Annotated in this window: 14 protein-coding genes; 3 read left to right on the forward strand and 11 right to left on the reverse strand. The window is 66.4% G+C overall.

Annotated features, from left to right (window positions below):
- Positions 1-49 precede the first annotated feature (49 nt).
- The 4 genes from ACIBI6_RS11910 to ACIBI6_RS11925 form a co-directional block, all read right to left on the reverse strand.
- Positions 50-1,360, reverse strand: coding sequence for a pitrilysin family protein (locus ACIBI6_RS11910; protein ID WP_364341513.1), 1,311 nt, complete (start codon positions 1,358-1,360; stop codon positions 50-52).
- Positions 1,361-1,440: 80 nt separating this feature from the next.
- The gene (locus ACIBI6_RS11915; RefSeq protein WP_364341515.1) at positions 1,441-3,714 is read right to left on the reverse strand and encodes a polyribonucleotide nucleotidyltransferase; all 2,274 of its coding nucleotides are present in this window, start codon (positions 3,712-3,714) and stop codon (positions 1,441-1,443) included.
- Between the two features lie 366 nt (positions 3,715-4,080).
- Positions 4,081-4,350, reverse strand: a complete 270-nt coding sequence (gene rpsO, locus ACIBI6_RS11920) for a 30S ribosomal protein S15 (protein WP_327100954.1) — start codon at positions 4,348-4,350, stop codon at positions 4,081-4,083.
- A 126-nt stretch (positions 4,351-4,476) separates the two neighbouring features.
- A complete protein-coding gene (locus ACIBI6_RS11925) occupies positions 4,477-5,445 on the reverse strand; it encodes a bifunctional riboflavin kinase/FAD synthetase (protein ID WP_364341518.1) in 969 nt (322 codons plus the stop codon).
- A 312-nt stretch (positions 5,446-5,757) separates the two neighbouring features.
- On the opposite strand from ACIBI6_RS11925, the gene ACIBI6_RS11930 reads away from it, so the two are divergent.
- Positions 5,758-6,534 carry a metal-dependent transcriptional regulator gene (locus ACIBI6_RS11930; RefSeq protein WP_364341520.1) on the forward strand — a complete coding sequence of 259 codons (777 nt, stop codon included), beginning with the start codon at positions 5,758-5,760 and terminating at the stop codon, positions 6,532-6,534.
- Between the two features lie 408 nt (positions 6,535-6,942).
- Here ACIBI6_RS11930 and ACIBI6_RS11935 read toward each other — a convergent pair whose 3' ends face one another.
- On the reverse strand, positions 6,943-7,356 hold the full coding sequence (locus ACIBI6_RS11935) for a DUF4345 domain-containing protein (protein ID WP_364341522.1): 414 nt from the start codon (positions 7,354-7,356) through the stop codon (positions 6,943-6,945).
- Positions 7,357-7,442: 86 nt separating this feature from the next.
- On the opposite strand from ACIBI6_RS11935, the gene ACIBI6_RS11940 reads away from it, so the two are divergent.
- Complete coding sequence (locus tag ACIBI6_RS11940; protein ID WP_364341524.1) at positions 7,443-8,045, forward strand: helix-turn-helix domain-containing protein; 603 nt, start codon at positions 7,443-7,445, stop codon at positions 8,043-8,045.
- Here ACIBI6_RS11940 and truB read toward each other — a convergent pair.
- From truB to ACIBI6_RS11970, 6 genes are all read right to left on the reverse strand, one after another.
- Positions 8,017-8,922, reverse strand: a complete 906-nt coding sequence (gene truB / locus ACIBI6_RS11945) for a tRNA pseudouridine(55) synthase TruB (RefSeq protein WP_396956053.1) — start codon at positions 8,920-8,922, stop codon at positions 8,017-8,019. The genes ACIBI6_RS11940 and truB overlap by 29 nt on opposite strands.
- On the reverse strand, positions 8,922-9,593 hold the full coding sequence (gene npt / locus ACIBI6_RS11950) for a 4'-phosphopantetheinyl transferase Npt (protein WP_364342014.1): 672 nt from the start codon (positions 9,591-9,593) through the stop codon (positions 8,922-8,924). Before npt ends, truB begins: the two co-directional genes overlap by 1 nt.
- Before the next feature lie 170 nt (positions 9,594-9,763).
- Positions 9,764-10,720 carry a metallophosphoesterase gene (locus ACIBI6_RS11955; RefSeq protein ID WP_364342016.1) on the reverse strand — a complete coding sequence of 319 codons (957 nt, stop codon included), beginning with the start codon at positions 10,718-10,720 and terminating at the stop codon, positions 9,764-9,766.
- Between the two features lie 58 nt (positions 10,721-10,778).
- Positions 10,779-11,870: a TIGR03943 family putative permease subunit gene (locus ACIBI6_RS11960; protein ID WP_396956054.1), complete on the reverse strand. Its 1,092-nt coding sequence runs from the start codon at positions 11,868-11,870 to the stop codon at positions 10,779-10,781.
- Between the two features lie 163 nt (positions 11,871-12,033).
- Entirely contained in the window at positions 12,034-14,124 is a 2,091-nt protein-coding gene (locus ACIBI6_RS11965) for an Ig-like domain repeat protein (protein ID WP_396956055.1), read from the reverse strand.
- Positions 14,125-14,133: 9 nt separating this feature from the next.
- Complete coding sequence (locus ACIBI6_RS11970) at positions 14,134-15,816, reverse strand: Hsp70 family protein (protein ID WP_364341532.1); 1,683 nt, start codon at positions 15,814-15,816, stop codon at positions 14,134-14,136.
- A gap of 111 nt (positions 15,817-15,927) precedes the next feature.
- Here ACIBI6_RS11970 and grpE point away from each other — a divergent pair, with 111 nt between their 5' ends.
- Positions 15,928-16,500: a nucleotide exchange factor GrpE gene (gene grpE, locus ACIBI6_RS11975; protein WP_364341534.1), complete on the forward strand. Its 573-nt coding sequence runs from the start codon at positions 15,928-15,930 to the stop codon at positions 16,498-16,500.
- Positions 16,501-16,573: the final 73 nt, after the last annotated feature.

The raw sequence follows: 16,573 nt of genomic DNA on the forward strand, positions 1-16,573 counted from the left end.
CGATCGGATCGGTGGCCGACGCGAATCGCACCGGCCACCAATGCCTACCTCAGCCTTCGACCAATCGCCGCACCGCGGCAGGCAAGTCCCGGGCGCGCCGATACGGTCCGGCCACCGCGGCCGCGAATGGCCGCGCGAGCAGAGTGCGGGCGATCGCGGAAACCTCGTCGGTGGTCACCGCATCGATGCGGGCCAGCGTCTCCGAGACGCTGCGGTGGTTGCCGTAACTCAGTTCGCTGCGACCGATCCGGTTCATCCGCGAGGCCGAATCCTCCAGGCCGAGCACCAGACCACCACGCAACGACCCCTTGGCGCGCGCGCATTCCGCGTCGGTAATGCCGTTGGCCGCAATCTCTTCCAGCACCCCGCGCGCCAGTGTCGCCACCTTGCTCAGATTTTCCGGCTGACAGCCGATGTACACCGAGAACGCGCCGGTATCGGCGAAGGTATCCACGCTGGAGTACACCGAGTAGGCCAGCCCGCGTTCCTCCCGAATGCGTTGGAACAGCCGCGAACTCAGGCCACCGCCGACCACGGTGTTGAGCACCGACAGCGGCCAGCGCCGCTCCCCCTCGTGCCGCCCGAACGCCCGCACACCGAAGGCCAGATGTGCCTGCTCGCTGTCGCGATGGCTCCAGTGCAGCGCCGGTACGCTGTGCGGCCGAAAGCGGCCCTCGCGGCGGGGGGCCGGCTCGGCGATCGGGTCGAGCCGGGGCGCGAATGCGCGATGCACCAATTCCACGGTGTGTTCGTGCTCCACATTGCCCGCGACCGCGACGACCATCCGATCCGGCCGATAGCGACGCAGATGGAAGCCGCGCAGCTGGGCGGCATTCATCGCCTCGATGGTTTCGATGGAGCCGATCACCGGACGCCCGATCGGATGATCCCCGAAGAGCGCGGATAGAAATGCGTCGCCGACCAGATCCTCCGGATCGTCGTCGCGCATGGCGATCTCCTCGAGCACCACCTGCCGCTCGACGTCCACATCCTCGGCCCGGCACAGGCCGTTGAGTACGACATCAGAGACCATATCGACGGCCAGCGGTAGATCCTCGTCCAAGACGTGGGCGTAGTAGCAGGTCTGCTCCTTCGCCGTGAACGCGTTGAGCTCACCGCCGACCGCGTCCATCGCCTGCGCGATATCCAATGCAGAACGCGTCGGAGTCGCCTTGAACAGTAGGTGTTCCAGGAAATGCGCGGCACCAGCGACGGTCGGTCCCTCGTCGCGCGAGCCGACCCCAACCCAGACCCCGATCGATGCCGAACGCACGCCGGGCACATGTTCGGTGACCACGCGCAGCCCGCCGGGTAATACGGTGCGCCGTACTCCCGCATCGGTGCCCCGCATCTGGTCCATCCGCAGCTCCAGAGACGAACCCCCCTGCTCGCCGCGGAGCAGAGGGGTTGCCGTCTTCTTCTTCGTCACAGAGACAAGTACTACTCGGTCTCCGCCTGGCCCGCATCAACGGTTTCCGCCGACTCGGACTCGTCGGCGTTCTCGTCGACCGGCACCAGCGAGATCTTGCCGCGGTTGTCGATATCGGCGATCTCCACGCGCAGCTTGTCGCCGACGTTCACCACGTCCTCGACCTTGGCCACGCGCTTGCCGTTGCCCAGCTTGGAGATGTGCACCAGACCGTCGCGGCCGGGCAGCAACGAGACGAACGCGCCGAAGGCGGTGGTCTTGACGACCGTGCCCAGGAAGCGCTCGCCGACCTTCGGCAGCTGCGGGTTGGCGATGGCGTTGATCTGGTCGATCGCCGCCTGCGCCGCCGGGCCGTTGGTCGCACCGACGTAGACCGTGCCGTCGTCCTCGATGGAGATATTGGCGCCGGTCTCCTCGGTGATCTGGTTGATCACCTTGCCCTTCGGGCCGATGACCTCACCGATCTTGTCTACCGGGATCTTGATCGCGGTGACGCGCGGTGCGTAGGGGCTCATCTCGTCCGGTGTGGCGATGGCCTCGGCCATGACCTCCAGGATGGCGGTGCGGGCGTCGTGTGCCTGGCTCAGCGCACCGGCCAGCACCTGTGAGGGGATGCCGTCCAGCTTGGTGTCGAGCTGCAGTGCGGTGACGAAGTCCGGGGTACCCGCGACCTTGAAGTCCATGTCGCCGAAGGCATCCTCGGCGCCGAGGATGTCGGTCAGCGCGACGTAGCGGACCTCGTCTTCGCCCTTGTCGTTCTTGATGGTGTCCGACACCAGGCCCATGGCGATACCAGCGACCGGCGCCTTCAGCGGCACACCGGCGTTCAGCAGCGACAGGGTCGAGGCGCACACCGAGCCCATCGAGGTGGAACCGTTGGAGCTCAACGCTTCCGAGACCTGACGGATGGCGTAGGGGAACTCTTCCTGGCTCGGGAGAACCGGCATGAGGGCCCGCTCTGCCAGGGCGCCGTGGCCGATCTCGCGACGCTTCGGCGAACCGACGCGACCGGTCTCACCGGTGGAGAACGGCGGGAAGTTGTAGTGGTGCATGTAGCGCTTGGAGGTCTCCGGGCCGAGCGAGTCGACCTGCTGGGCCATCTTCACCATGTCGAGGGTGGTGACACCCATGATCTGGGTCTCGCCACGCTCGAACAGCGCCGAACCGTGCGCGCGTGGGATCACGGCGACCTCGGCGGACAGGGCACGGATATCGGCCAGACCGCGACCGTCGATGCGGAAGCCGTCGGACAGGATGCGCTGGCGCACCAGCTTCTTGGTGACCGAGCGGAATGCCGCGCCCAGTTCCTTCTCGCGACCGGTGAAGTCGTCGGCCAGCCGGTCCAGCACGGCGAGCTTGATCTCGTCGATCTTCGCCTCGCGCTCCTGCTTGTCGGCAATGCTCAGCGCCTCGCCCAGCTCACGCTTGGCGGTGCCTTCGACGGCCTCGTAGACATCGGCCTCGTACGGCGGGAAGAGCGGGAACTCCTCGGTCGGCTTGGCTGCCAGCGAGGCCAGATCCTGCTGCGCCTTGCACAGCCGGGCGATGAACGGCTTGGCGGCCTCGAGGCCCTGCGCCACTACGGCCTCGGTCGGCGCCTGCGCACCGTCGGCGACCAGCGCGATGACCTTATCGGTGGCCTCGGCCTCGACCATCATGATGGCCACGTCACCGGATTCCACGACCCGGCCCGCGACGACCATGTCGAAGACCGCGCCCTCGAGCTGCTCGACGGTCGGGAATGCGACCCACTGGCCGTCGATCAGCGCGACGCGCACGCCGCCGACCGGACCGGAGAACGGCAGGCCCGAGATCTGAGTGGACGCGGATGCGGCGTTGATGGCCACGACGTCGTACAGATCGTTCGGGTCCAGGCTCAGCACGGTGACCACGACCTGGATCTCGTTGCGCAGGCCGTCGACGAAGGACGGACGCAGCGGACGGTCGATCAGGCGGCAGGTCAGGATCGCATCGGTGGAGGGGCGGCCCTCCCGGCGGAAGAACGAACCCGGGATGCGGCCCGCGGCGTACATGCGCTCTTCGACATCGACCGTCAGCGGGAAGAAGTCGAACTGATCCTTGGGGTGCTTGCCCGCGGTGGTCGCGGACAGCAGCATGGTCTCGTCGTCCAGGTAGGCGACGACCGAACCGGCGGCCTGGCGGGCCAGACGGCCGGTCTCGAAGCGGACGGTGCGGGTTCCGTAGGTGCCGTTATCGATCAGCGCGACGGATTCGAACACACCGGGTTCGACCTCGATGGCCGATGATGTAGCTGTTTCGGACATTTTTCTGCTCTCAACCTCTCGTCTTCGCTGGATCGAGCGCCAGGAAGGCGCGATCCAGCTGTCGTCAGCCGTCCCGGATCCGGACGCGCGGCAACCCTCCTGGCTGCGACGCGCGCACCCGGCCGGATCCCCTTGGAAACGGCGACGCGGAGGCGGTCATCGATCGAAGCCCGCCGGCGACTGCTCGCCTGCCGGGAGGCCACTACCGAAGACCGACGCCACGCAGGCGGGTGCATACGGCTGTGCAATGTTGTCGTGCAAACAGGGTGTGAATAACCCCTCATACACATATAGCCAACGGGGAGATTGTACTTCTCCCCGTTGGCCGGTCTGTCGACTACCCGAGGTAGCCGGTGTGTCGAAGGATCAGCGACGCAGACCCAGGCGCTCGATCAGCGAACGGTAGCGGTGGATGTCCTTGTCGGCGAGGTACTTCGACAGGCGCTTGCGACGACCGATCAGCGCCATCAGGCCGTGGCGGGTGTGGTGGTCGTGCTTGTGCTTCTTCAGGTGCTCGGTGATGTCGGCGATCCGCTTGGACAGCAGCGCGATCTGCGCCTCCGGGGAACCGGTGTCCTTCTCGTGCACGCCGTACTCGGCCAGAATGGCCGACTTCTGCTCGGTGGTCAGCGCCATGGGGCATCCACTCCTATATCTCAGTTCCGCGCTCGAGGATTCCGGTTACCCGGTGGGCGCCACCGCGGACCGCAGCAAACCCGAGGAGCCACCTTACCCGACACCCCCGCGCCGAACCGAATCCGGTCAGGAGTCGGCGGCGGTGAGGACCTTGCGGGAGTTCTCGACGTCGCGGGCCATCGCCTCGAGGAGTTCGTCGATGGAATCGAATTTGCGCATACCGCGCAGATGCTCGACGAAATCCACCGCGACGTGCTGGCCATACAGATCGGCCTCACTGTCGAGTACGTAGGCCTCGACGGTGCGGGCGCGCCCGGAGAAGGTCGGGTTGGTGCCGATAGAGATCGCGGCCATCGCGCGCTCCCCCGGTGTCACGGTGCCGATGGTAGGGCCGGGACCGAGCACGGTGAACCAGCCCGCGTATACGCCGTCGGCCGGAATGGCGGCATACATGGGCGGCGCGATATTCGCGGTCGGGAAGCCGAGCTCGCGGCCGCGGCCGTCGCCGTGCACGACCACACCCTCCACCCGGTGCGGACGACCGAGCGCCTCGGCGGCCGCGGCCATATCACCCGCGTCGACGCAGGCGCGGATGTAGGTGGAGGAGAAGGTGACCGCATGCTCGACGAGCAGTCTCACGCCGTCGACCTCGAAGCCGAAGCGCCCACCCAGCTCGCGCATGGTCTCGATGGTGCCCGCGGCCTTCTTACCGAAGGTGAAGTTGTCACCGACCACGACCTCGGTCACATGTAGCCGCTCGACCAGCAGATCGTGTACGTAACTCGCCGGGGTCAGCTTCATGAATTCTTGGGTGAAGGGCATGACGCAGAACACGTCGACGCCCAGTTCCTCGGCCAATTCCGCACGCCGGGTCAGCGTGGTCAACTGCGCCGGATGCGAGCCCGGGCGCACCACTTCCATCGGGTGCGGATCGAAGGTCATCAACACTGCCGGAACTCCCCGTGCGGCAGCGGACTTCACGGCCCTGCTGATCAGCTGCGCATGGCCGCGATGCACACCGTCGAATACGCCGATCGTGAGTACGCACCGCCCCCAGTCCGCGGGTACGTCATCGAGGCTTCGCCATCTCTGCACAGTCCGCAGCCTACGCAAAATGCGGGGGGAACAGTATTCGGAGGTGTCCATCCGCCCTCCGGGCCAGAGGCCTGTGTGTACATGGGGTGAATTGCTGGTTCAGGCGGGTGACGACAGCAACGGTGTGATCGCGCTCGAACTCGTCGAAACACCAGCCGCCCGCATCGGGTTCGCACGGTGAGGCCGACCGAGCACCGACGGCCCCGAGAGCGGCCCGGACCAGCCGAAACCGAGGGATCCGCAAGCAGGATCGAGGCTGTCGGACAACGGCACCGAGTGTTCAAGTGTCTAAATGTGTGAATCGGGAGTCCTATGCATAAGCTCGAAGATGTGCCCGGTAAACGAGACATCGCAACCCGACGCGAGCTGGCCGACACCGCAGCGCAGCCGACCGAGACCCCAGGCCCCCACGGCAGCACCGCGACGATTGCGCCGGAGCTCACCTCGGTCGCCCAGGACTATTTGAAAGTGATCTGGACCGCTCAGGAATGGTCACAGGAAAAGGTCTCGACGAAACTGCTCGCCGAACGGATCGGCGTCTCGGCTTCCACTGTCTCCGAGGCGGTACGTAAGCTCGCCGATCAGGGCCTTGTCGAACACGCTCGGTACGGCTCCATCACCCTCACCGAACACGGACGCCGCGCGGCGGTCGCCATGGTGCGCCGGCATCGGCTGATCGAGACGTTCCTCGTCAACGAACTCGGCTACGGCTGGGATGAGGTGCACGATGAGGCCGAGGTGCTCGAGCACGCGGTTTCGGAGTTGCTGATGGCGCGCATCGACGCGAAACTCGGCTATCCGGACCGGGATCCGCACGGCGATCCCATTCCCTCGGTCGACGGCGCGGTGCCGACGCCACCCGCCCGCCAGCTCAGCGATTTCCGCGCGGGCGAATCCGGCCATGTCGCACGGATTTCCGATGCCGATCCGGATATGTTGCGCTACTTCGATTCGGTCGGCATCGCCCTCGATACACCGATCGTTGTGGTGGAACGCCGAGACTTCGCGGGCACCATCGCGATTCGCATCGGGGACCGCACCATCGATCTCGGCCGCCCCGCCGCCGAAGCCATCTGGCTCAGCGACTGACTCGCGTGCCGGTGGTGACTAGTTGTCACCACCGCACGCCGCCGCGGCCACCGCGTCCGCGGCAAGAACAAACGCCGATATCCCCCTATCGCGCCGTTGGGCTCGGAGTTACCACAGGTCAAGCCCCATAGAAATGTCGCCGAGTCGAATCGGTCAGCGCGACAGGAAATTCAGCAGCGCACGGAATCGGATGGCGACAGGTCTCCGCCGCCGCAAGCAGCGATTCGGCGGGCTCGTCGATCAGCCCAGCGCCGACATGGCGGATCAGGGATTCGAGTTGCCCACTTCCCTTCGTCGCACTGTCTACCGCGCCCCGTGTACGGATCGCCTGCCAGTTGACGCATAGCCACCGACTACCTCACATAGGGCACACCCTGTGCGAGGTAGTCATCCGATATGCGACATGGGTCAGCCAGCGGCGGGCACGCGGTCAGCGGTGAAGGCGGTGCGCTTTTCCTGGGCGGCGGCTAGCCAGAAGAAGATCGGAGGGAGGGCGAATTCTATTGCGGTTAGGACGATTTGGAACCAGTGCGGCCAGCCGTAGACGGCGACCGAGATCAAGCGGGCGATGCCGCTCAGTAGGAAGATTCCGGCGAGCCAGCGCACCGCGAGTGCGGAGATCGGATTTTGGCGGGCTGCCCAGATCCAGGCGAGGCCGTAGCCGAGGAAGATGCCGCCGAAGAAGCGAGTCTGACTGTCGGCGGTGACGCCGGAGGATCCCATATCGGGGATGCCGTCGATTCCGGCGGCCATGTGGAATATGCCGATACCAACGATGACAACGCCCATCGCCATGGACAGCCATTTGAGTGCCACGGTCATGAATTCCTCCCTTCACTAGTAGACGTATGTCTACTAAGATCGACCCTACGACTCTTAGTAGACAAACGTCAACTAGGCTTGCAGGGGTGACCCGCCGCCGCCTCGCCCCCGACGAACGCCGTCGACTGCTGCTGGAAGCGGGCGCGAAACTGTTCGCCGAACGCGCCTACGATGCGGTGCTGATGGAGGATGTCGCGGCTGCGGCCGGTGTTTCGCGCGCCCTGCTCTACCGCCACTTCCCGACCAAACGCGATCTCTTCGCGGGCGTCTACCAGCTGGCCGCGGATCGCCTGCTGGTCGCGACGAAACTCGATACCGAAACCCCGCTGCCCGAACAGCTGGCGGCCGGACTCGACGAGCACTTCGACTATTTCGAGGCCAATGCCAATACGGTGGTGGCCGCCAACCGCCTGCTCGCGGGCGATCCGACGATCCAGGCGATCATCTCGGGCGAACTCGGCGAACTCCGGGTGCGTCTGCTCGACAGCATGGGCGTCGAAGGCCAACTCCGCGAGCTCACCTCATCGGTGCTGATGAGCTGGCTGACTTTTGTCCGGGTGCTATCGGTCGACTGGCTGGAAAACCGCACCTGCACCCGCGTCGAACTCCGCGATATCTGCGTCGGCGCGCTGCTCGGCGCGCTGGAGCCGCTTGGCGCGGTTAGAGATTCGACGGACGCACGACCATGACCGAGGCCGCGCGATTACCGCTCTCCTGCAATAGCGCGATGGCGCGCCCGAACGGGTCGATGGCGGCGTAGACGCCGGATATTCCGACCGGCTCGAGCCAGCGGCCGTTGCGCAGGTCATCGGCCTGTTTGTCATCGATATCGCGGTGTGGGAACGCGGTTCGGATGGCGTCGTCGATATCCAGACTCAGCGGTGCTTCCTCGGATTCGGCCAATTCGTCGAGGGTTCTGGCGTGCTCGAGGGTGAACGGGCCGACCCTGGTGCGCCGCAACGCGGTCAGATGGCCACCGACGCCGAGTGCGGCGCCCAGATCGCGCGCAAGGGCACGAATGTAGGTGCCGGACGAACATTCGACGACCACGTCCAGATCGACGAACTCCGAAATATCCCGGCGGGCAAGGATATCGAAGCGCGAGACGGTCACCGGGCGAGCGGCCAGCTGCACCTCTTCACCGGCCCGATGCCGGGCATAGGCGCGTTCGCCATTCACCTTGATGGCACTGACCGTGGCGGGCACCTGCTCGATATCGCCGGTCAATTTCGCGGCGTGCGAGGCGATTTCGGCGTCGGCAAGATGGGTGGCCGATGCGGTCGAGAGCACTTCACCCTCGGCATCGTCGGTGGTGGTGGCCTGGCCGAGCCGGATGGTCGCGGTATAGGCCTTGGTGGTCAGGGTGAGCAGGCCGAGCAATTTGGTGGCGCGTTCGACACCGAGCACCAGTACGCCGGTGGCCATCGGATCGAGTGTGCCGGCATGTCCGATCTTCTTGGTGCGCAATAGTTTTCGACATTTCGCGACGACGTCGTGGCTGGTCCAGCCGCCGTCCTTGTCGACGATCAGCAGACCACCGAGTGCGTCGATCCGCGCGTCGGCCATCAGTCGTGCACGATCGCGGTCAGGATGAGTCCGTCGCCGATCATCCAGCGGCCGTCGAAGGAAATCAGCGGCGCGCCACCGTCGGTGACCTGTCCGGGTACCAGGATCTGGCTGTGGAAGGTGCCCGAACCCGCGCCGTCGGAGCTTTCGTCGATGGTGAAGGTGATGTGGGCGTCCTCGAAGCCGAGCCAGCGCGCGGTCAGTGGCCACCACGCCTTGTAGGTGGCTTCCTTCGCACAGAACAGCAGACGGTCCAGGTGCAGGCCGGAACGGTCGACCCGCGCCAACCAGTCCCGCTCGGGGGGCAGGCTCACCGAATCCAGCACGCCCTCGGGCAGGGTGCCGTGCGGTTCGGCGTCGATACCGATCGAGCGGAACCGCAGTTTGTGGCCCAAGGCCGCCGCCCGGTAGCCGTCACAGTGCGTCAGGCTGCCGACGATGCCACGCGGCCACACCGGCGCACCCCGCTCACCCTTGCCGATCGCGACCGGCGCCTCACCCAGTTCCGCCAACGCCAGCCGGGCGCAGTGCCGAGCACCGATGAAGTCCCGGCGGCGCTTGTCCACCGACTTCTCGATGAGGTGTGCCTCGGCCGGATGCGGTCGCAGATCCTCCGGATACTCCAAGAGTTCTGCCGAAGCCACGCCGGCGGGAAGAATTTTCTCGATCAGCTCGTCCGCCTCCCCGCACCTTCGGGCCAGACTCGTGTGCCACGCGAGCAGCGTCGGCGTCCGGCGGTCAGGGGGCAAGTGAATTTGCCCGTACCCGACGAGTTACCCATGTACACACCAAATCAGTAGTTGCCCCGCGAATCAAATTGCCGCCGCTATGCCGGACAGGGTCAAACGCCGCGACGACGCTCGGCTTTGGCGCGCATCTCAGCGGCTGCGGCCTCCATCTCGGGAGTGACCTCGAAGTGGCCGCCCCACTTGTTCAGCGAGCCCGGCGGATAATCCGGAGTCGGGAGGATTTGACGCAGCAACTGGTCCGGCAGTCCGCGGCGCTGCCATTCGCGGGGGTAGCCGAGCGACACCTCTTCGAAGCGCACGCCGTCGTAGTAGGAGGTGCGCGGGATGTGCAGGTGGCCGTAGACCGAGCAGACCACGTTATAGCTGGTGTGCCAGTCGGCGGTCAGATCGGTGCCGCACCAGAGCGCGAATTCCGGGTACCACAGCACCTCGGTGGGCTGGCGGACCAGCGGGAAGTGATTGATCATCACGATCGGCGTTTCGGGTGGCAGCGCGTCGAGCTTCCGTTTGGTGACTTGGACGCGGGCGTGACACCAGGCATCCCGGGTCAGGTAAGGATCCGGTGACAGCAGGAATTCGTCGGTGGCCACCACATTTCGTTCCCGGGCCAGGGCGAGCCCCTCGGCCTTCGTTTTGGTGCCCTTGGGCAGGAACGAATAGTCGTAGAGCAGGAACATCGGAACCAGCGTCACCTGACCGCCGTACTGCTCCGACCCCGCGCCGGTCCACACTGGGAACGGATCCTCCGGTGTGATGACATCGAGGTCTCGGCAGATCGACACCAGGTAGTCGTAGCGCGCGACACCGTGCATCTGCACCGGATCCTTCGCCGTGGTCCACAATTCGTGGTTGCCCGGCACCCAGATCACCTTGGCGAAGCGGCCGCGCAACAGCTCCAGCGCCCAGCGAATATCGTCGGACTTCTCCCCGACGTCCCCGGCCACGATGAGCCAGTCCTCGGGCGAATCCGCCCGAATCTGCTCGACGACCGGACGATTCCCCTGGTGCCCGACATGGATGTCGCTCACCGCCATCAACTTGGGTATCACCACACCTACATTGGCATATCCGTTCGCGTTGCCGCCGTTCGGCTCGATGATCATGGCGCTAACGGCCGCGTTCGTACGGCCGGTCCGGAGCCTCGATCCGCTGGTAGTCGGTGACGGCGAGGGTGGGCGTGTGATCCGGATCCCGCTGGGCGCTACCGGTTTCGACGACACCCCGGACCTCTAGCCAGGCATCGTCCTCGACCACCTCCGGCATGTCCGACAGGTGCACCAGTACATACCGCGCGTCAGCGACACAGCATGTGATGACCACCCGCGCGAGATCCGCATCGGGCGCATCCGGATGCTGCTGCTCGAGATCTTCGGGCCGAATAATGAACCCACTGATCGTGACCTCACGACCGTCCAGCGAGTGACTGGAGTCCTGAAGCGCCCGATCCACCAGATCCACGATCGGCAAGCGCGGCGCGGGCTCGGCAGGCAGCGGCGGAAAAGCCCACAGTTTCGGCTGCTCAGCGGCGACGTCGCGCGGCACGACTTGAACGGGCGAACTGGTTACCGCCGCGCCCGCGCCCAGCGCGGGTGGTGCGATGAGCAAGAGCGCGGCGACCGGCGCGAGCAACAGCCATTGCGCGCGGTCGGACCCGTGACCGTGGTCGCCATGCCCGAACGGTTCCTGGTGGCCCTGGGCGTTGGTGTGGCCCTGGGCGTTGGTGGGGCCCTGGGCGTTGGTGGGGCCCTGGGCGTCGGTGGGGCCCTGGGCGTCGGTGGGGCCCTGGGCGTCGGTGGGGCCCTGGGCGTCGGTGGGGCCCTGGGCGTCGGTGGGGCCCTGGGCGTTGGTGGGGCCCTGGGCGTTGGTGGGGCCCTGGGCGTTGGTGGGGCTCAGTGCGTTGGTGTGGCTCTGGGCATCGTCACTGCCGAATGCACCCTCGAGCATGTCACCACGGCCGAACGTGTGCTCGCGGCCGGCCACGGCACTGCGGCCGTCCATGTCGGCGGGGCCATCCACACTGCCCTGGCTGAGCATGCTCACGTGGTCCGGCACAGCGCCGCTGTGACCGAATGTGCCCTCGTGACCGACCACGTCACTGCGGACGCACCCGCTGGCATGGCCCAGTGCATCGTCACCGCCGAGCATGTCGTTGAGCCGGCGTGTGTCGATGTGCCTGAGCACCGCACTGTGGCCGTGCATGTCGGTGTGGTCGTCGGATGCGGTGCCGCGGCGGATATCCCGAATGCGAATCCGGAATCACACCAATCGACGGCGCGGACCGCACGCGGCATTATCGAGGTCCCGACGGTCCGGCAGCAGATTCACTGCATCTCGGTATCCACGGCACGCGGACCGACCTCGGCTATCCGAGCCAGCGGATCCGCGCAGTCGGTGCGAAAACCGCGGCGACCGTGAGCTTTCCGTTCGGTTCGCGGCGACAGGATGCGATGGCGACGTGACACGGTCGCGGGATATCGGATGGGATCCGGACGCCGCCGTCGATTTCGTACCGCATATTGGTGACCTTCCAGGAGCGGGCCTGGGGGTCGTCCGGGGTGGTCGGCGGTTGGTCGGGCCGCACGACGGCCATGACTTCGGTGACGCCGATGGGCCAAGTGAAGACCAGTAGCCCCGCTTGGTCGGCCAGTCCGGTCACGGTCGGGATGCCACTCGGCGACGGATCGACCTGCGATTGTTCTTGTCTGCCTTGCGGTTTCGCGACCGGGCCGGTATCGGATCGGGTGATCTCGGAGTACCTGCCCGCGACGGCAGCGGCCACCGCGTACACCGGGTGCCCCACGGTGGGTGCACCACCGTCCTCGAGTTCGGTCGCCTGTGTGCGGCCGACCACGCGCCAGGATCCGTCCGGCTGCAATCTGGTCACCCGATATGCGACGTTATCCGTCGATGTCGGCGACCACGCCACGAGCACCGACCCATTCGCCAATCGGGTGGCCTCGACCCGCTGCGGAGCCTCGATCGGCGACTCCGCGAGCGCAGCGAGCACACCGCCGTGATCGGTGCATACCTCGACCGCGGCGAGCAGTCCGCGCATTCTGGCATCGGCCGGTCCGGCTTGTGCCTCGGCGAAGAGCCGGTCCGCTTCGGCGATCGCGTCCCGGGCTTCGGACAGCAACTGGTCGATACTGGGCACCTGGTTCAGCGGCAACAGATCGGACGCGGTGCGACGCACCTGTTCCAGATGCGGCAGCGCCTCGAAATACCGCTTTGCCGCACGCGCGGCCGTCGCCTCGCGCCAGTGGGCCTGCGCCTGGTTCAGTACCCGGTCGACCTCATCGGATACCGAACGAATCGGCGTGAGCCCTTCCCCATCGGGGCCGACCAGCCGGTGCGCCTCCTCGACATGCCGCGCGGCTTCGTGTGGCCGTCCCCCGCGCAGCGCCGCCCGAGCAGCCTTGAGCGGTGCTTCCCAGTTTCTGGGCGCAGGTGGTTGCGATATCTGTTGCGGCACCGCTATAGGCGGCGAATTTGCCACTCGTGCACCGAGTTCCACGGTAATCTCGGTGAGCAACCGGGTGGCGTCGGACCGATCGAGACCCAACCGCATCGCCTCGTCGAGCAGGTATCGGAAGTCGTCGCCGACGAGTTGGTCCTCGACCAGCACCGCCGCTCTGACCTTCGGTCGCAATTCCTTGGCGACATCCTCGGCCACTGACCGCAGATATTCCCGCAGCGTCGCCTCGTCCGATTCGAGTACATCCTGGATGTGAATCAGCAACTCGTCCAACACAACTCGGACACGTCCGGGTGGCAGCTCGCGGGACCGCGCGCGCAAAGCCTCGGCGCGCAATCGAATCTCCTGGGTCTGACCGGCTTTCGCCGGATCCACCCGCAGCAACGCGAAAAGCGTCGGCGTCGGATCACCGTCGATGAGCCGTTCCCATTCGCTGAGCAACTGCCGAATCTGTTGTCTGCGTTGGTCGGTGAGAACTCCGACGGGCGTGGGAGCATCCTCGATGACCCGATGCCTGCGCAATCGAGTCGCGACCTCGCCGGCACTGAGCCCACCCATCGCGCCGATCTCCTCCAGCCCGGGCACCTTCCGGGCCGGAACCCCACCGTGCCGCTGTACCAATCGCGAGATCGCCGCATCGAGCATCTCGTAGCGGTCCGCATCCCGCCGCTCGCGCATCTCCCGGATCCGCCCCGCTTCCACGCGACGCACCGCCGAATCCAGCAGCACCCGAGACAGCTTGGGATGCTCATCGACCAGCAGACCCACGAGCACCCGGTATTTCGGATGATCACGCTGGCGCTGCCAGAAACCCCAGACCTCCTCGACCCGCGCGGCGATCTCGGCATCGCTCAGCGACTCCGCCTCGTCCAGCGGAATGTCGTAGAGCTCGAACGGATCCGATTCCTCGAGCCCGCCGCGGCGCTCGACATCAGCGAGTACCCGCTTGCGATAGTCGTTCGGGTTGAACGCCTCCATGGTCCCGGCTCAGCTGTCGCGGCGGCGGGTGCGCTGGACCTGATCGAGTTCGCGCGCCACATCCGCTTGCGACAGGGTCGCGCCGGTCTGAGCGGTCAGGACCAATGGAATATCGGCGTCGATGTGGTGGCAGGTGACGCGCAGGACGCCGTCGAAGCCCATCTCGAAGGTAACCCGCACCTCGCTGCCCTCGGGATAGCCTGCGGGGATGCCGCGAATGCGGCCTTCCACCAGCACCTTCGTATCCTCGGGTCGCGCCGATGCCGCCTGGCCCTGCTGTTCCACGATGGTCAGCGCGATCTCGTCCTGATCCGCGCGCACGGTACCGAAGGAACGACGCACCTTCACCGGCAGAGTCGAATTGCGATGCACCAACCAGGTCGCCGCCAGCCCGGACTTGTAGTCGAGCGCGAGCACACCGAAACCGCGCGCGACAACGGTATCGACCTGGATTTCGAGCATCCGACGTACCAGCCCGACCGGCTGTCCGAAGGAAGCGGCGACGCGGGCGATCGCTTGGTCCAGATCGGCTGGGGCGGCGTCCTCGATATGCGCGCCATCGCGCAGTCGGCCGCGCGTGGTGAGGTCGGCGAGGACGAGACGTTCCATCTCCAGCTTTTCGCCGTAGAGCGCCGCGCCGCGCGCCACCGAGAGGTCGGGATCGCGCAGTTCGCCGGCGAGGCCGAGCTCCTTGCGCAATTCGCGCTCCACCATCGGCATGCGCGAGGAGCCGCCGACGAGCAGCAGGCGGTCGACGGATGCGACGCCGCGCTTGCTCGCCGCAGCCAGGCAGTCGCGGGTCAGGTCGATGGTGCGGCGCATGAGTGAGGCGGTCATCGCGTCGACTTCGTCGCGTGTCAGCGGGATCACCGCGCGGGCGCCGTCGTGGGCGATCACCACGTCGGTGCGCTCGGCATCGGTCAGCTCGCGCTTGGCACGTTCGGCGGCCAGCACCACCATCTGCGAACCCGCCGAATCGTCCAGCGGGTCTTCGGCATCCGGATTCGCCTCACAGAACTTCTGCGAAAGATACAGCGCGATGCGTTCATCCCAGTCAGCGCCGCCGAGTTGGTGATCACCCTCGACCGCGAGCACCGAAATGCGGCGGTCGGCGAGTTCGATGACGGTGGCGTCGAAGGTGCCGCCGCCCAGGTCGTAGACGAGAACGGTCTCGCGCAGGCCCGGCTCGCCGACGTCCACACTGCCGTCGAGTCTGCCGAACCCATAGGAGAGCGCCGCAGCAATCGGCTCGGAGAGCACACCGGCGACATCGAAGCCCGCATACGTGCCCGCCTGGATGGTCGCGCGCCGCTCCTCATCACCGAAGTAGGCGGGTACGGTGATGACCGCGCGTTTCACCGGCTCCGCACCGCTGAATTCGGCATCCGCGGCAAGGCTTTTCAGGATCAGCGCCGAAACCGCGGGCGCGGACCAAGTTTGTCCGTGCGCGGCGAAACGCCAATCCTTATCGCCCATCCGCCGTTTCACCAGTGCGCACACATGCTCCGGATCGAGGCGGGCCTGCCGCCGAGCACCCTCGCCCACCAGATGATCGAACGCCGACGCGAACAAGACGACCGAAGGCACCGTCGCCTCGCCGTTCAAACCGATCATGACTTCGGGCCGACCATCGGCGTCTATCCGCGCGATCGCCGAATTCGTCGTACCAAGGTCGATGCCGTAGACCCCCATGAGACGCGATGGTAGCAGCCAGCTCCGACACCAGCCCAGTTACCGACAGCGGATCCCGATGCCGCCCAAAACAATCGATGCTCCCCCGCGAACTCGCGTTAAAGTGCGAGCATGACCGACCCCGTCGCGCCGCACCCCGAGGACCCGACCACCCTCGCCGCGCGGCAGGTCGAGACCCCGATCGCGCCGCAGACCGATTACCCGGCGAACTCCCACCCGCCACAGCTCGAACACACCGACCCGCTCGCCCAACTAACGGAACGTATCGAAGACCTCACCCGAGTCATCGCCCGCCAAGCCACCACTATCGATCGCCTGGCCGACGAGGCCAAGGCACGCGACCGCCGGGATCGCGCTGGCGCCGACCTCCCGCTCGTCGTGGAACTCTTCGCTCTCCATACCGACACCACCGCGTGCGCCACGACCGCCGAATCCCCGCGCGAGCGTGCAGCATTCGAAGCCATCGCCACCCGCATCGAACGGCTCATCGTCGGCCGCGGCGGCACACTGGTCACCCCACAGCGTGGCGACGCCTTCGACTCACTCACCATGGAAGCGGCGGACGTTGCGAAGATCGACGATCCAGCCCTGGATCGCACGGTGGCATCCGTCGTCCAAACCGGCCTGACTGTCTCCGGACGCTCGGTCCGCCCGGCAGGCGTGGTCGTTCACCGACACCGCTGACCACGTGCCGCACCACCGCACCCAGATTCACCCGGTGGGAGTGGTCGTCCGCAGGCACCGCTAAGGGTTGGCC

Origin of the sequence: Nocardia sp. NPDC050412, assembly GCF_044458825.1 — a bacterium.
GTDB lineage: Bacteria > Actinomycetota > Actinomycetes > Mycobacteriales > Mycobacteriaceae > Nocardia.

Bases quoted from the DNA above. Each gene is read 5' to 3' on its own strand.
- ACIBI6_RS11960 (WP_396956054.1), bottom strand. From the start codon at position 11,870: ATGCACGGCCACAGTGCGGTGCTCAGGCACATCGACACACGCCGGCTC.
- rpsO (WP_327100954.1), bottom strand. From the start codon at position 4,350: ATGGCGCTGACCACCGAGCAGAAGTCGGCCATTCTGGCCGAGTACGGC.
- grpE (WP_364341534.1), top strand. From the start codon at position 15,928: ATGACCGACCCCGTCGCGCCGCACCCCGAGGACCCGACCACCCTCGCC.
- truB (WP_396956053.1), bottom strand. From the start codon at position 8,922: ATGGCCGACGCGCGGATCGACGCACTCGGTGGTCTGCTGATCGTCGAC.
- ACIBI6_RS11915 (WP_364341515.1), bottom strand. From the start codon at position 3,714: ATGTCCGAAACAGCTACATCATCGGCCATCGAGGTCGAACCCGGTGTG.
- ACIBI6_RS11930 (WP_364341520.1), top strand. From the start codon at position 5,758: ATGCATAAGCTCGAAGATGTGCCCGGTAAACGAGACATCGCAACCCGA.
- ACIBI6_RS11910 (WP_364341513.1), bottom strand. From the start codon at position 1,360: ATGGACCAGATGCGGGGCACCGATGCGGGAGTACGGCGCACCGTATTA.
- ACIBI6_RS11935 (WP_364341522.1), bottom strand. From the start codon at position 7,356: ATGACCGTGGCACTCAAATGGCTGTCCATGGCGATGGGCGTTGTCATC.
- ACIBI6_RS11965 (WP_396956055.1), bottom strand. From the start codon at position 14,124: ATGGAGGCGTTCAACCCGAACGACTATCGCAAGCGGGTACTCGCTGAT.
- ACIBI6_RS11970 (WP_364341532.1), bottom strand. From the start codon at position 15,816: ATGGGGGTCTACGGCATCGACCTTGGTACGACGAATTCGGCGATCGCG.